At 34.2% G+C, this 14,444-nt stretch carries 13 protein-coding genes; 8 read left to right on the plus strand and 5 right to left on the minus strand.

The genetic code is table 11. From position 1 onward, the window contains the following. Nucleotides 1-100 precede the first annotated feature (100 nt). A complete protein-coding gene (gene fsa, locus G9Q29_RS11785) occupies nucleotides 101-757 on the plus strand; it encodes a fructose-6-phosphate aldolase (RefSeq protein WP_166137560.1) in 657 nt (218 codons plus the stop codon). Between the two features lie 111 nt (nucleotides 758-868). Here fsa and G9Q29_RS11790 read toward each other — a convergent pair whose 3' ends face one another. Next, nucleotides 869-2,530, minus strand: a complete 1,662-nt coding sequence (locus G9Q29_RS11790; protein ID WP_166137563.1) for a sugar MFS transporter — start codon at nucleotides 2,528-2,530, stop codon at nucleotides 869-871. A gap of 487 nt (nucleotides 2,531-3,017) precedes the next feature. Between G9Q29_RS11790 and G9Q29_RS11795 the strand changes: the two genes are divergently transcribed. Further along, nucleotides 3,018-4,637 (plus strand): ABC-F family ATP-binding cassette domain-containing protein, encoded by a 1,620-nt coding sequence (locus G9Q29_RS11795; RefSeq protein WP_166137566.1) that lies wholly within the window; start codon nucleotides 3,018-3,020, stop codon nucleotides 4,635-4,637. A 71-nt stretch (nucleotides 4,638-4,708) separates the two neighbouring features. Here G9Q29_RS11795 and G9Q29_RS11800 read toward each other — a convergent pair whose 3' ends face one another. Next, nucleotides 4,709-4,882: a hypothetical protein gene (locus tag G9Q29_RS11800; protein ID WP_166137569.1), complete on the minus strand. Its 174-nt coding sequence runs from the start codon at nucleotides 4,880-4,882 to the stop codon at nucleotides 4,709-4,711. Nucleotides 4,883-5,083: 201 nt separating this feature from the next. On the opposite strand from G9Q29_RS11800, the gene pyrR reads away from it, so the two are divergent. The 6 genes from pyrR (at nucleotide 5,084) to G9Q29_RS11830 (ending at nucleotide 9,383) form a co-directional block, all read left to right on the plus strand. After that, nucleotides 5,084-5,623 carry a bifunctional pyr operon transcriptional regulator/uracil phosphoribosyltransferase PyrR gene (gene pyrR, locus G9Q29_RS11805; RefSeq protein ID WP_166137572.1) on the plus strand — a complete coding sequence of 180 codons (540 nt, stop codon included), beginning with the start codon at nucleotides 5,084-5,086 and terminating at the stop codon, nucleotides 5,621-5,623. Nucleotides 5,624-5,668: 45 nt separating this feature from the next. Then, on the plus strand, nucleotides 5,669-6,595 hold the full coding sequence (locus tag G9Q29_RS11810; protein ID WP_166137575.1) for an aspartate carbamoyltransferase catalytic subunit: 927 nt from the start codon (nucleotides 5,669-5,671) through the stop codon (nucleotides 6,593-6,595). Between the two features lie 75 nt (nucleotides 6,596-6,670). Continuing rightward, on the plus strand, nucleotides 6,671-7,003 hold the full coding sequence (locus G9Q29_RS11815; RefSeq protein ID WP_166137578.1) for a ribonuclease Z: 333 nt from the start codon (nucleotides 6,671-6,673) through the stop codon (nucleotides 7,001-7,003). A gap of 67 nt (nucleotides 7,004-7,070) precedes the next feature. Continuing rightward, nucleotides 7,071-7,976: a ribonuclease Z gene (locus G9Q29_RS11820; protein ID WP_166137581.1), complete on the plus strand. Its 906-nt coding sequence runs from the start codon at nucleotides 7,071-7,073 to the stop codon at nucleotides 7,974-7,976. A gap of 88 nt (nucleotides 7,977-8,064) precedes the next feature. Further along, nucleotides 8,065-8,709 (plus strand): pyridoxamine 5'-phosphate oxidase, encoded by a 645-nt coding sequence (gene pdxH, locus G9Q29_RS11825; RefSeq protein WP_166137587.1) that lies wholly within the window; start codon nucleotides 8,065-8,067, stop codon nucleotides 8,707-8,709. A gap of 167 nt (nucleotides 8,710-8,876) precedes the next feature. Further along, a complete protein-coding gene (locus G9Q29_RS11830) occupies nucleotides 8,877-9,383 on the plus strand; it encodes a CAP domain-containing protein (RefSeq protein ID WP_166137592.1) in 507 nt (168 codons plus the stop codon). Between the two features lie 593 nt (nucleotides 9,384-9,976). Here the strand turns inward: G9Q29_RS11830 and G9Q29_RS11835 are convergent. The 3 genes from G9Q29_RS11835 to G9Q29_RS11845 all read right to left on the minus strand — a co-directional run. Continuing rightward, nucleotides 9,977-11,917 carry an OmpA family protein gene (locus tag G9Q29_RS11835; RefSeq protein WP_166137595.1) on the minus strand — a complete coding sequence of 647 codons (1,941 nt, stop codon included), beginning with the start codon at nucleotides 11,915-11,917 and terminating at the stop codon, nucleotides 9,977-9,979. 10 nt (nucleotides 11,918-11,927) lie between these two features. Beyond that, entirely contained in the window at nucleotides 11,928-12,836 is a 909-nt protein-coding gene (locus G9Q29_RS11840; RefSeq protein WP_166137600.1) for a PorP/SprF family type IX secretion system membrane protein, read from the minus strand. 141 nt (nucleotides 12,837-12,977) lie between these two features. Continuing rightward, the coding region (locus tag G9Q29_RS11845) for a DUF7507 domain-containing protein (RefSeq protein WP_166137604.1) at nucleotides 12,978-14,444 on the minus strand (1,467 nt) is incomplete at its 5' end.

Raw genomic sequence — 14,444 nt, forward strand, 5'->3', positions numbered from 1 at the left:
CTCGCTTTTTTTGCGAGGATATAGCGAAAAGCACGACCCGTAGCTTTGCGGAGGGTAACGCCCAAAAGAGTAATAACACACAATTAAATATACAACAATTATGAAATTTTTTATTGACACAGCTAATTTAGCTCAAATTAAAGAAGCGCAAGCATTAGGTGTTTTGGATGGGGTAACTACCAATCCGTCATTGATGGCAAAAGAGGGAATTACAGGTAAAAACAATATTTTAAAGCATTATGTTGACATTTGTAACCTTGTAGAAGGTGACGTAAGTGCTGAGGTAAATGCTCTTGATTATGAGGGTATGGTTAAAGAAGGTGAGGAGCTTGCTGACTTACATGACCAAATTGTGGTAAAATTACCAATGACCAAAGAAGGGGTTATGGCTGCTAAATATTTCTCAGATAAAGGAATTAAGACGAATGTTACTTTGGTGTTTTCGGTAGGGCAAGCTATTTTAGCTGCCAAAGCGGGAGCAACTTATGTGTCGCCATTTGTAGGACGTTTGGATGATGTATCAACAGATGGTTTGGCATTGATTGAAGAGATTCGTTTGGTTTACGATAATTACGGTTACGAAACTCAAATATTAGCTGCATCAGTGCGTCATACGATGCATATTGTAAATTGTGCTAAAATTGGTGCTGATGTAATGACTGGCCCGTTATCTGCAATTTATGGTTTGTTAAAACACCCTTTAACAGATATTGGATTGGCGCAGTTTGTTGCTGATTTCGAGAAAGGAAATAAATAAAACATTTTTCGGTGTACACTTTTTAGTCAAACTGGATGAAATAAAAAAATCCCATTCGCCGCGGCGAATGGGATTTTTTATTGGTTTGGTTTTGGTTAGTTTGTTGCGAAATTAGTGTCCTCCGCCAACTTCTATTTCTTTTCCGATTCCTTGTTTTTCTAGAATACCAATCACTTTCCAGCCGTAGAATGCAATGAATGCAAAGCAAAGTACAGGAATAAAGTAAGAGGTGTGAATTCCAATAATATCCGCTAGTTTACCTTGTAATGGCGGGATGATTCCACCACCCAAAATCATCATTACTAAGAAAGCAGATCCTTGTGAAGTATATTTGCCTAATCCAGCAATAGCTAAAGAGAAGATAGATGGCCACATAATACTTAAGAATAAACCACCGCTCATAAAAGCAAAAATAGCAATAGTACCCGTGGTGAATAAACCGATTAGCATAGCTGTCATTCCCATTAAACCAAAAATCATTAAAGTTCTTGATGGTTGATCTTTTCCTAAAAAGAATCCAGCAACTTGAAATAAAATTACAAAAGCGTAAGCATAAAGCGGCGTTACATCTTGTCCTGAAATAGCATTAGCAGTTAATACAACTCCAAAGGCAACATAAGGAACAACGATTAATAATATCTTTTTCATTTGAGAAGATGGATTAAAAACAGTAATCGCACCAGCCCAACGACCAATCATTAAACTTCCCCAATACATAGACATGTAAGGCGCTAATCCTGGTCCTTCAATTGAACCAAAGTCAGGAGTTACTAATAATTCACCCAAGTTACTTCCAATTGTAACTTCTACGCCAACGTAAGCAAATAAAGCTAACATTCCCAAAACCAATTGAGGGTATTTCATGGCTCCCCAACCTTCAGGATTTTTTTGTGCAGTTGTGTTAGCAAACAAAAGTCCAACTACAACAATTAATAATGTAGAAACTGTTAGCCCCAAGCCTAAGAAATCTTTTTCTTTGTTTTCGATAAATCTTGTGATGAATTCAGGATCTTCATAACGAGAGAAAATATAAGCAAATACAGCAACTAAAATCACTGTAATACCAATTAATGTTTTCATGGCTTTATTTGCTGTTTCAAAAGTAGAATCACTTTTACCTGACGGTAATTTTTTTGAAAATTGAAATAAAGCAGCTGCAAGTAAAAATAATCCTCCTACGAAAACATATAAAATTCGCATGGAATCTAATGAATCAGGTCTTTGGGCGTATTCTTCAATGTTTACACCTGCAATTACCCCAAATAACGCAATTGAAACTACAATTGGTCCAATAGTAGTACCGAAAGAATTAATTCCTCCAGCAAGGTTTAATCTGCTTGAAGCGGTATGTGCTTCTCCCAAAGATGCTGCAAAAGGTTGTGCAGAGGTTTGTTGTAATGAAAAACCTAGTGCAACAATAAATAAAGCGCCAAGGATAAATAGGTAACTCCCTTGTGTAACGGCAAGAATCATCAATAAAGCGCCAAAAGTACTAATCAATAAGCCGTAGATAATTCCTTTTTTAAATCCCCAGCCGTTTAAAATATCTTTTTTGGCAATGCTACTAAAAATAAAAAGTAGTAAGGCTCCAATGTAATAGGCACCATAAAAAGCAAAATCGATTAATTGACTTTGAAATTGGTCTAAACCAAATTTAGCTTTACAAAATGGAATAAATACTCCATTTGATGCTCCAATAAATCCCCAAAAAAAGAACACTGTAATTAGCGTATACAGGGCAGAATTATTAGACTTTGTTTGTTCTGAATTCATACGTGTAAATTAATTTAAAATTAGAAATAGCAGATATGTTTTGCTGTTAGAGCGTAAATATATTTGTTAAGTGAATTAAAAAAAAATTAATCGAACGAAATAATATTATAATTATCGAATAACTAGTTTTTAATCGAGATATCTGCTTTTTTTTCAAACTTTTTATTTGATTTTCTTAGAACTAGTGTCGTACGTCTGTTACTATAGATAAGTTGAATCATTATTTCGTTATTACTTGCGTATTTAAGTTATGTCAAGTAACTCGCTTATGAAGCGTTTCTTTTGTTCTGTTTTGTAGTTTTATATACTAGACTATTAATTAAAAAAGGAGCTTTGCTTTCTAAAAACCATTTGTCATTTTGAAAGAACAATTTTAAAAATATGTTTGTTTTACGGGCAATCGTAATAGAATATGCACCATTTTTTTTGATGGTTTTTAAACCGTATTTTTTTTGTATTTTTGCAAAAATTTTATAATCAGATCTTCATGTTAACAGTTAATAATCTATCAGTTCAATTTGGCAAGCGAATTTTATTCGACGAGGTAAACACTACTTTCACGCACGGAAATATTTATGGTGTGATTGGTGCTAATGGTGCTGGAAAATCTACCTTTTTGAAAATAATTTCGGGTGATATGGATCCTACTTCTGGACACATTCATTTAGAGCCAGGCAAGCGTATGTCTGTTTTGAACCAAAATCACAACATGTTTGATGAGCATACCGTTCTTGAAACTGTAATGATGGGTAACAAAGTGCTCTATGCCGTTAAAAAAGAAATGGATGAGCTGTACTTAGATTATAATGATAAAAATGCGGATAGAATCGGCGAATTGCAAGTGCAATTTGAAGAAATGAACGGTTGGAATGCTGACTCTGATGCTGCAGCTATGTTGTCTAACTTAGGTATTAATGAGGATAGTCATTACACCTTAATGGCTGATCTTGAAGGAAAAATGAAGGTACGTGTGCTTTTGGCGCAAGCTTTATTTGGGAATCCTGATTTATTGATTATGGATGAGCCTACCAACGATCTTGACTTTGAAACGATCGCTTGGTTAGAAAATTTCTTGGCTAATTATGAGAATACAGTAATTGTGGTATCTCACGACAGACACTTCCTGGATGCGATTTGTACGCATATTTCTGATATCGATTTCAATAAAATTAGTCACTATTCTGGTAACTATACGTTTTGGTATGAGTCTAGTCAATTAGCTGCTAAACAACGTGCGCAACAAAACAAAAAGGCTGAGGAGAAAAAGCAAGAGTTAGAAGAGTTTATTCGTCGTTTTAGTGCCAACGTTGCTAAATCGAAACAAGCTACTTCTCGTAAAAAAATGATTTCTAAATTAAATATTTCTGAAATCAAGCCTTCAAGCCGCAGGTATCCTGCAATTATATTTGATCAAGATCGCGAAGCAGGAGATCAAATTTTGAATGTACAAGATTTAAGCGCCACTGTAGATGGTGAACTTTTATTCAAAGGAGTCGATTTGAACATGGCCAAAGGAGATAAGATTGTTCTTTTCTCAAGAGATTCGCGTGCTACAACCGCTTTTTATGAAATTTTAAATGGAAATCAAGTTGCTGATTCTGGGAAATACGATTGGGGTGTAACTACCAATCAAGCCTATTTACCAAGCGAAAATCATTCTTTTTTTGATAATGATTTGACCTTAGTAGATTGGTTGCGTCAATATGCTAAAACAGAAGAAGAGCGTGATGAGGTTTTTATTAGAGGATTTTTGGGTAAAATGATTTTCTCTGGCGAAGAAGCCTTAAAAACAAGTAAAGTACTGTCAGGAGGAGAAAAAGTTCGTTGTATGTTGTCTAGAATGATGATGGAGCGTGCTAATATTTTGATGTTAGATGAGCCAACCAATCACCTAGATTTGGAATCTATTACTGCATTCAATAACTCGCTTAAAAACTTTAAAGGTTCAGTAATTTTTACAACGCACGATCACGAGTTTGCACAAACTGTAGGTAATAGAGTAGTAGAGCTTACTCCAAATGGTGCAATTGATCGTTACATGACATTTGATGAGTACCTTGAGGATGATAAAATTCAAGAATTACGAACTAGAATGTATACGGTTTAATTACAAACTACTTATCTAGAAAATAATACTTAAACCCCAACTGCAATAGCCGTTGGGGTTTTATTTGGGTCTTATTTACGTCCTAAGATTCTTGAAATTATAAAGGCTAGTATGGCTAGAATGGCTACTACAATAAAAATGCCTACGCCAACACCCGCTTTAAAAATGCCTTCGATTAAGGAACAACTAGATACGGTGAGTAAAACGAGTACTAATAGAAAGACTCTTGATATTTGCTGAAACATAAGGTAGAGGTTTTAATGGTTAGTGAAGTGACAAAAGTAAGCGAATTACAAGTATGTGGGTTATACAATTCTGTTTGGTTTTTACACGATTGTCATATTTAAAAAGTTCTTTTGAAAATAATTTGCGCTTTTTTCTCCTAATTGAATTACCAAAAGCTAAAATTGAATTTGTATATTTGCTTAACAATCTACCTTATTACTATGAGTCAAAAAGTATTACTTACTGCACAAGAAGTTACTATCATACTGCATCGTTTGGCTTGTCAATTAATTGAAAAACACTTGGATTTTTCAGATACAATTTTAGTTGGGATTCAACCTCGCGGTGTTTTTTTGGCAGAGCGTTTAAAACAAATCTTAGAACAAGAATATAATACACCGGCAATTGCGTTAGGCTATCTAGATATCACCTTTTTTAGAGATGATTTTAGAAGAACTGATAAACCTTTGGAAGCAAACAAAACCAAGATCAATTTTATTGTCGAAAATAAAAAAGTAATATTTATTGACGACGTACTCTATACAGGTCGCAGTATACGATCGGCATTAACAGCAATACAATCTTTTGGGCGACCATCAGAAATTGAACTTTTAGTGCTTGTAGACAGACGTTTCAGTAGGCATTTGCCAATTCAACCCGATTACAGAGGCAGGCAAGTTGATGCCATTAATAACGAAAAAGTAAAAGTGAGCTGGAAAGAACAAGAAGGGGAAGATGGCGTGTATTTGATTACAAGCTAAGTACGAGCGAAACTATCAAGTAAAAACATATAATCGTAAACTAAAATGAAAGAATTAAGCGTAAATCATTTATTGGGTATTAAGTACATTACAAAAGATGATATTGACCTAATTTTTGAAACTGCGGATCATTTTAAAGAGGTAATCAATAGACCTATTAAAAAAGTACCTTCGTTACGAGATATTACGATTGCAAATATATTTTTTGAAAACAGTACCCGAACTAAATTATCATTTGAATTAGCTCAAAAACGATTATCTGCTGATGTTATTAGTTTTTCGGCGGCTCAGTCATCTGTTAAAAAGGGTGAAACCTTAATTGATACCGTAAACAATATTCTCTCCATGAAGGTTGATATGGTGGTAATGAGACATTCCAATCCTGGAGCCGCTTATTTTTTGAGTAAAAACGTAAAAGCCAGTATTGTCAATGCAGGCGATGGCGCACACGAACATCCTACACAAGCTCTTTTAGATAGCTATTCTATTCGAGAAAAATTAGGAGAAGTAGCAGGAAAAAAAGTAGTTATTGTGGGTGATATTTTACATTCTAGAGTAGCTTTATCTAATATTTACGCGTTACAAATGCAAGGTGCCGAAGTGAAAGTATGTGGGCCTAAAACATTAATTCCAAGATACATCGAATCCTTGGGTGTGACAGTAGAGCCTAATTTGCGTAAAGCATTAGAATGGTGTGACGTAGCCAATATGTTGCGAGTACAGAACGAACGTATGGATGTGAATTTTTTCCCTTCAACTCGTGAGTATGCCCAGCAGTATGGAGTGGATCTTCAGTTGTTAGAATCGTTGAATAAAGAAATTGTCATCATGCATCCTGGTCCGATAAATCGTGGAGTTGAGATTACTAGTGAAGTGGCTGATTCTGGTCAATCGGTTATCTTGAATCAGGTTGAAAATGGAGTAGCAATCCGTATGGCGGTAATTTATCTTTTGGCTTCTAAAATTCAATAGTTTGTTGAAAAACTTCGTAAATTAGCCAAAGCAATACAATTACATTATAAAAATTGATTTCAGAATAATTACAAAATGAAAGTAGATCAAAAAGGACATACTATTACCATTAAAGATACACAAGGAGATTTAATGGGATTTTTGATGAAAGTGACACACCAACACAAAACCTTTGAAACACACAATCTAATCATTGATTTGTTGTCGTACAAGGAAGTATCAGTTGCTGATGTAAAGTCATTTGCTCCTTTGTCAAAACAACATAAAAAATTAAAAAAATCATTCGTCATTGTGGTAGCTGATTTTGATTTTAACGCACTTCCAGCCAAGTTGACTGTTGTGCCTTCATTACTAGAAGCACATGATATTATTGAAATGGAAGAAATTGAACGTGATTTGGGTTTTTAAACTTATTCTCAAATCTTGAAAGTGTTGCAAAAAGGAATACCTCTAAATTAATTGAACACCAAACCCTTTGAAACTAACTATCCTTGGTTGCTATGCCGCCACTCCGCGCACTTTTACCAATCCTACTTCGCAAGTATTAGAAATAAAAAACAGACTTTTTTTAATTGATTGTGGCGAGGGTACTCAGGTACAACTCCGAAAAAATAAGATTAAGTTTTCTAAGATCAATCATATTTTTATATCCCATTTGCACGGTGATCATTTTTTTGGCCTTGTTGGTTTGGTTTCTACATTTTCTTTGTTAAATAGAACGACTGATTTACACATTTACGGTCCAGAGGGAATTAAGGATATTATTCTGCTTCAACTTAAACTGTCAAACGCTTGGACTAATTATGGTTTGTTTTTTCATGAATTAAAATCGCTCGACAGTGAAATTGTTTATGAGGATGAGAAGGTAGTGGTGAAAACCATCCCATTAAAGCATCGCGTTTATACCAATGGCTTTTTATTTGAAGAAAAAGTAGGTGAGCGAAAATTAAATGTTGTGGCCGTACAGCAGCACAAAATAGAAACTTGCTATTACCAAAACATTAAAAACGGCAGAGATATTACATTAGAAGATGGCACTATCATACCTAACAAAGCATTAACTTTTGATCCTGATGCAGCCAAGAGCTATGCATTTTGTTCGGATACTATATATCATGAAGCAGTTATTCCCATTATAAAAAATGTTGATGTACTATATCATGAATCGACTTTCCTGCAGTCAGAAGAAGCTTTAGCAAAAAAAACATTCCACAGTACTGCACAAGAAGCGGCCTTGATTGCGCAAAAAGCAACCGTTAAACAATTGATATTAGGTCATTATTCTACACGATATGATTCTATTTCATTATTTAAAGCCGAAGCTGAATCGATTTTCCCCTTTGTTCTTTTGGCTGACGATGGTAAAACTTTCGAGTTCTAAAATGATATACTGTAGAAATAAGGAGCTGTAACTACAATCAGTTCTATTTTACTAAATAGATTTTCACAATAAACTAAAATATATAAGTATGAATGATTTAAGTAATTATCGTAAGTCTTATGATAAAAATGAACTTTTAGAGTCGACGATACCAACTAATCCGATGGAATTATTTGATTTATGGTTTCGAGAAGTTGAGGATGCAGGAGGAGAGTTTGAAGTAAATGCTATGACTGTTGCTACAATTGGTAAAGATGGTTTCCCAAAATCGAGAGTCGTTTTGTTAAAACAAGTAACCCAAGAAGGATTTGTTTTTTATACCAATTATAATTCTGATAAAGGGCAAGCAATAATTTCGAATCCACAAGTGTGTTTATCTTTCTTTTGGCCTAATCTAGAGCGCCAAGTGATTATTAAAGGCACTGCAATTAAAACAAGTCCGGAGGTATCTGATGCCTATTTCAATTCTCGTCCGTTAGGAAGTAGGCTCGGCGCAATTGTATCGAATCAAAGTGATATCATCCCTGGAAGATCATTTTTGGAGGATGCATTACAAGAATTAGAAAAAGAAATGATTGATAAAGAAGTAAAAAGACCCGAACATTGGGGCGGATTTATAGTCTCTCCGGTAGAGATTGAATTCTGGCAGGGAAGGCCAAACCGTTTACATGATAGAATTCGATTTGAAAGTACTCAAACCGGTAAATGGGAAACCAGTCGTTTGGCACCTTGATGTAAGAAAAACACCTGTTTATTTTTAATAATGATGTAGTTCATCGATTTTTTTTGGTACTTTAACGATAACACTTGTATATTTGTCAAAGAAATCAAGGAAAAAATTAATGTTATATTAAAGTTTTTTGCCCCACAATCTACTTTAATTTTAATCTACTCTTTATTATGAAAACAGCTTTACTCCGTATCTTTTTGATTGCAAATGTTATCTTAACTATGAATTCTTGTGCATCTGATGGTTCAGAAGCAGAAACGCAACCAACAGCATCGCTTGAAAAAGTAGTAAGTTATGAGTATAATACTATCGAGATTGAAACGATGGATTTGATCAATAAATACAGAGTGAGTAAAGGTTTAAATCCGTTGCAACGTATTAATCACATGTCATTCAAATCTGAAGAACATGATAATTATATGATTGCAAACAATGTAGTAAACCATAATGATTTTGTTGCAAGATCTGAAAACATTATGAAGACTTTAGGTGCAAAAAAAGTAAGCGAAAATATAGCATACAATTTTAACACGCCAGAAGCTGTTCTAAATGCATGGTTAGCAAGTCCAAGTCACAAAGAAAATATCGAAGGAAATTTTACACACTTTGGACTAGCAATTAAAGAAAACCCAGCAAATGGTAAAAAGTATTATACTAATATCTTTGCTAAAATATAAGTTGAGTTTGTGATAAAAAAAGCTGCCTTCTCCCCAAGAGGCAGCTTTTTTTTGTTATTAAAATAGGGTAGTGACCAGCTATTTTTATTTACCTATTTCGGTTTTTTGCGTTTAGGAATGCAGTTAGGCCTTCATTTCTTTTACTTTTAAAATGTATTTAATTTAGTTTTGAGAGACAATTTTGCATTACAAGTACACTTTTAGCACTAACGTGTTTTTAGTGCTATACGCTCTTCTTTTTCGCGTTTAATAGCAATACCTTATTGATAGTTTAGAGAAGACGTAGGTCATGAAAAGAGTTGTAGCTAATAAATGCTATTTTTAAAATTGCCGCATAACGATTATGGGACTAATATCAATTGATAAATTATTTAGTTGTTTTATACGCGCAGTTGAAAATTATTGCATTGCCTTTTAATTTTGTAAAGAAGTTTTATATCTTGAATACGGTTTTAAAGATTTTATCCTTACTTACATTTTGACGTCGTATCCAAATTAGTTCTTTGATCCACAAATCTTGTCGTAAAAAAAAAAGGAGTAGTGTCAACTACTCCTTTTTTCAATCAGTTTGAAAACTGTTTATTTAACTCTAATTATAAAGCTGTAACTATAAACTCACTTCTTCTGTTTAGTTGGTGTTCTTCTTCGGTACACGTTACTCCATCAGCACATTTGTTTACTAACTGAGTTTCACCGTATCCTTTTCCAGTCAAACGATTTGCATTGATACCTTTAGAAATTAACCAATCAATTGTCGCTTTAGCTCTACGATCAGATAATGCTTCATTGTATTTGAAGGTTTGTCTGCTATCTGTATGCGATCTTATATCTAGCTTCATTGTTGGGTTTTGTTGCAATACATCTAATATTTTTTCTAAGTCAAATGCTGCAGCTTGCTTGATAGTTGATTTATCCAAATCAAAATAGATCATTTTAATATTGAAACATTTTCCTAAATCATCACCAATTGCAACCTTGCATTTTGAACTTTCTAAAGCAATTGGAACATATGTTTTTTCGTTCTCTTTTTTGGTTTCTGCTTTTACTTCTTTTGTTGTAAACTCAGGATATTGTGCTCTTACAAAATATATCTTGTCGCATTCCACGTTAAATGAGTATTTGCCCTGAGCATCCGCTTGTTGAGTTTTAAGCGTGTTGTATTGCTCATCTAATAACACTATTGTTGCATTTGCTAAACCGGTCGAGGTACTCAAATCAGTAACAACTCCATACAATACATGTTCGCATTTTATCTTTTTGAGTTCTAAAAATTTATAAATATCATCATATCCTTTTCCACCATCTTTATTAGATGTAAAAAAACCTTTTCGTGATGTTGTATCAAGATAGTATGCGAAATCATCTTTAGGAGAGTTGATATCCGATCCGACATTTTCAACAGTTCCCCAAGTGGAATCGCTGGTCAATGTAGATACAAATATGTCTAATCCTCCTAATCCTGGGTGCCCATCAGATGAGAAATACAATTCGTTATCTTCACTAATAAAAGGGAATGTTTCTCTTCCTTCAGTGTTTATACTTTTGCCTAAGTTTTCAGGATTGCTAAAACTGCCATCGGCGTTAATTGCAACTTTAAATAAATCAGATTGGCCAATTGTGCCTGGCATATCAGAAGCAAAATAAAGCGTTTTTTCGTCAGGACTAAGCGCTGGGTGGGCTGTATTATAATTGTCACTAGTGAATGGAAGTGCAATAATGTTAGTCCAAGTGTTGTTCACTTTGATGGCTTTGTATATTTTTAAAAGTGTTACTTTCTCTGTGTTTTTTCCTTTTTTACCATCTAGAAAATTATTTCTAGTAAAGTACATAGTGTTGAGGTCTTTGGTGAAAACAGGTGTTGATTCATTAAACTTGGAGTTTACATTTTCATCAAATTTTGTCGGTTTTGATGTAGCAGAACTTTGATCCAAAGAGGCACTGTACAGGTTGGTAAAGTGTTGATTAGTCCACTTGTGTTTACGTTGGCTAATGCCACCCGTATCTCTCGCTGATGTAAAGATAATTTTGTCGTTGTAAATGGTTGTTCCGTAATCAGAATAAACAGAGTTAATTCCGGCATCTTCAATTGTGTAACGCCCTGAATTCTTTTTAATTTGTTCTAAGTAATTGGTGTTTTTCTTGTATAAAATCCCTCGTGAATCTCCACCTGATTTTTTTGTAAATTCAAGTAGTATTCTATCCGCTTTGTCATTTTGACCGATCGCTCTTAGAGATTGAGCATATCTGTAGTAATATTCAGTTTCTAAATCGGAGGTATTCATTTCGAAAAGTGCTTGGTACCATTTCGCCGCTTGATCTAATTGTGCATTAAAATAGTAAGAGTTGCCAAGTTTTTTGAACATCTCTGCAGATTTATATCCTTTTTCAGCTACTTTTTCATACGTTTTAATAGCATCTATAAAAGCATAATTTTCATATTCCTTGTTGGCTAATTTTACTTGTGACTTTTGAGAATATCCTGATATTGAAATGGTAATCAATAGAGTGATACAAAAGAGTATATTCTGTTTCATATAATTTTATTTAGAAGAATCGTGGAGCTACTATTTTACCGTTATTTTTGAAAATATCATAGCGAATAAATATTTCGTGTGAGCCTCTGTTGTAGTTTTTCAAATTTGTGGTTTCATTATCAAAACCATAACCAATGTACATACCTTCACTTACTTGGAATCCTACCATAGCACTAACAGCGGCACTCCATCTGTAGGCAAGGCCAACAACAAATTTTTCGTTAAACATAAAATTTCCAGAAATATCAACTTGTAAAGGAGTTCCAGTAACTAATTTTGATAGAAACGCAGGCTTAAACTTTACAGTGTTGTTCAAATCAAATACATATCCTCCAATTAAATAATAGTTTATTCTCTCTTTAAAAATAGCTACTTCATTATCGTCATAGCGATTGGATTCGATGAAATTAGGTACAGATAAACCCAAATATGCTTTATCAGAGTGTAAATATAAACCAGACCCTATATTAGGGGTAAACTTATTATTGAAATTTTGTAGAGTAGGATCTGATGTAACAGGGTCTAATCGTGAAGGATCTAAATTTAACAAGTTGGCTGTTCCTTTTAAACCAAAAGCAAGTTTATAATTGGCAGATACTTGTATGCTGTATGATAAATCTGCAGATATTGTTGTCTCGTTCGTTGGACCAATTTTATCGTTAATAAATGACACCCCAAGTCCAAGTTTACTGTTATTTAAGGGCGTATTAATAGAGCCAACGTTAGTAACAGGTGCACCATCTAATCCTACCCATTGCGCACGATGTAAGGCAAAAATACTCATAGCCCCTCTAGAACCTGCGTATGCTGGATTAATATTTATGGTATTGTACATGTACTGCGTGAATTGGGAATCTTGTTGTGCAACGCTCTTGTAAGCTGTAAGTAGCAACAAAACAAAAAATATTTTCGTCTTCATAGTGGGCTTTTTTAATATAATGGTACCTAAGCTATAATGTGTTCTTCAGGTTGTAATCGATTTATTTCTTCTTTGTGTTAATGCGAGTAATATTAAATACAAACCTGAGATAGGTGTTACTCAGGATTGTATTTGTGATTATTATCTTGAAAGATACAAATATCCGTCTAATTTTTTATTTTCAACTCTATTACTGTCATCGACTGATTTGTATGTCAAAATATAGAAGTAAGTTCCAGTTGGTAGTCCAGCAGATTGTTGAATTGTAGATCTACCTCTAGAAGTACCATCAAAATTATTAGTTTCGTTATTGTAATTTTTCGTTTCGAATACTAAAACTCCCCAACGGTTGTAAATCTCAACTGTGTTTTCTGGGTAACATGTTGCATCAATATTGTCAATTACAAACACTTCATTGATACCATCACCGTTTGGTGAGAAAGCATTACGAACTTTAATATTACCACAACCTAATACAATTGCAGCATCTACTACTGCGTCATCAGAAGTACTTACCTCATTATTTTGAGGTGTTTTTCCTTTTGCAAAGGCCACGTTTGTAACACTTAAATTAGTAATGTCGCTTTGAGTTACTCTGTAGCTTTGCTCGTATTCTTTAGACGCTCCTGGTAGTAAAGTGTCGATAGTTTCATTCATACCAGTAAGAGGGTCAGTTACAACAATCTGTGCTAAAGTTACATTTCCATTGTTTGTGACTTTAATGGTGTAATTGATTACGTCTCCAACATTGATATAGTTTTCAGTACTAGATGTTTTTACAACCAATAAACTAGGATTTTGTGCAATTGGTGTTATCGTACATGTTGTACAAGTTGGAATTACAGGACAGGTTGTGCAAGGTGTTGGATCAGTAGATGTTGCAGTTACAGTTGATCCATTTGGTAAGCTACCTTTTACTGTTGCTAAATTATACACGAAGCCAGCATCGATATCATTTTGAGTTATTGTATGAACTGCTGTATATGTTGTAGAATTTGTTGCACCAACAGCTAAAAGAGCGATAGGTCCACCGTTTACAACAGCGTTATCATCTGTCAATACTACGTTTGTTAAGTCTACATCACCAGTGTTTTTAATCACAAATGTATATTGTATTGTATCACCGATGTTTGCATTTCCGCTACCATCTTTGTCAACATAAGTACCTTCTTTCAAAACTGAAATTCCAGGATTATAGATTGGTTCATTTACTTTGACTATCACAGTTGCAGTAGAGCAATTAGAAGAATATATAATTTCGCAAATTTCATATTTGATTTCGTATGTTCCTGGTAATGTTCCAAGTGGAATACTTACTTGTCCATTAGTTGGGTTAAGAACAGGTACAGGTGAATTTGTAGCTGACGTTGCAGGTCTTGTTACAGTTATTACCACAAGTGTAGTAGTAGCTTGTTCTCCATTTAATGTATCTTTTCCAGAACCGTTATCCAGTAATACGTTACCAGCATCTGTTGTACCGGCTGTTTCTGTAATTGCATCGTCTTTTGCGAGAATTTTAAGAGGAGTTACAGTCAAAGTACCATTTACAGCAGTAACGTCATAGTTAGGATTACTACCTAAAGTCACTACGATTGGGTAAGCACCTAC

The sequence above is a fragment of the Flavobacterium turcicum genome (assembly GCF_011365745.1).
GTDB classification, from domain to species: domain Bacteria; phylum Bacteroidota; class Bacteroidia; order Flavobacteriales; family Flavobacteriaceae; genus Flavobacterium; species Flavobacterium turcicum.

Bases quoted from the DNA above. Each gene is read 5' to 3' on its own strand.
- G9Q29_RS11800 (WP_166137569.1), bottom strand. From the start codon at position 4,882: ATGTTTCAGCAAATATCAAGAGTCTTTCTATTAGTACTCGTTTTACTC.
- G9Q29_RS11840 (WP_166137600.1), bottom strand. From the start codon at position 12,836: ATGAAGACGAAAATATTTTTTGTTTTGTTGCTACTTACAGCTTACAAG.
- G9Q29_RS11815 (WP_166137578.1), top strand. From the start codon at position 6,671: ATGAAAGTAGATCAAAAAGGACATACTATTACCATTAAAGATACACAA.
- G9Q29_RS11810 (WP_166137575.1), top strand. From the start codon at position 5,669: ATGAAAGAATTAAGCGTAAATCATTTATTGGGTATTAAGTACATTACA.
- pyrR (WP_166137572.1), top strand. From the start codon at position 5,084: ATGAGTCAAAAAGTATTACTTACTGCACAAGAAGTTACTATCATACTG.
- G9Q29_RS11795 (WP_166137566.1), top strand. From the start codon at position 3,018: ATGTTAACAGTTAATAATCTATCAGTTCAATTTGGCAAGCGAATTTTA.
- fsa (WP_166137560.1), top strand. From the start codon at position 101: ATGAAATTTTTTATTGACACAGCTAATTTAGCTCAAATTAAAGAAGCG.
- G9Q29_RS11830 (WP_166137592.1), top strand. From the start codon at position 8,877: ATGAAAACAGCTTTACTCCGTATCTTTTTGATTGCAAATGTTATCTTA.
- G9Q29_RS11790 (WP_166137563.1), bottom strand. From the start codon at position 2,530: ATGAATTCAGAACAAACAAAGTCTAATAATTCTGCCCTGTATACGCTA.
- G9Q29_RS11835 (WP_166137595.1), bottom strand. From the start codon at position 11,917: ATGAAACAGAATATACTCTTTTGTATCACTCTATTGATTACCATTTCA.
- pdxH (WP_166137587.1), top strand. From the start codon at position 8,065: ATGAATGATTTAAGTAATTATCGTAAGTCTTATGATAAAAATGAACTT.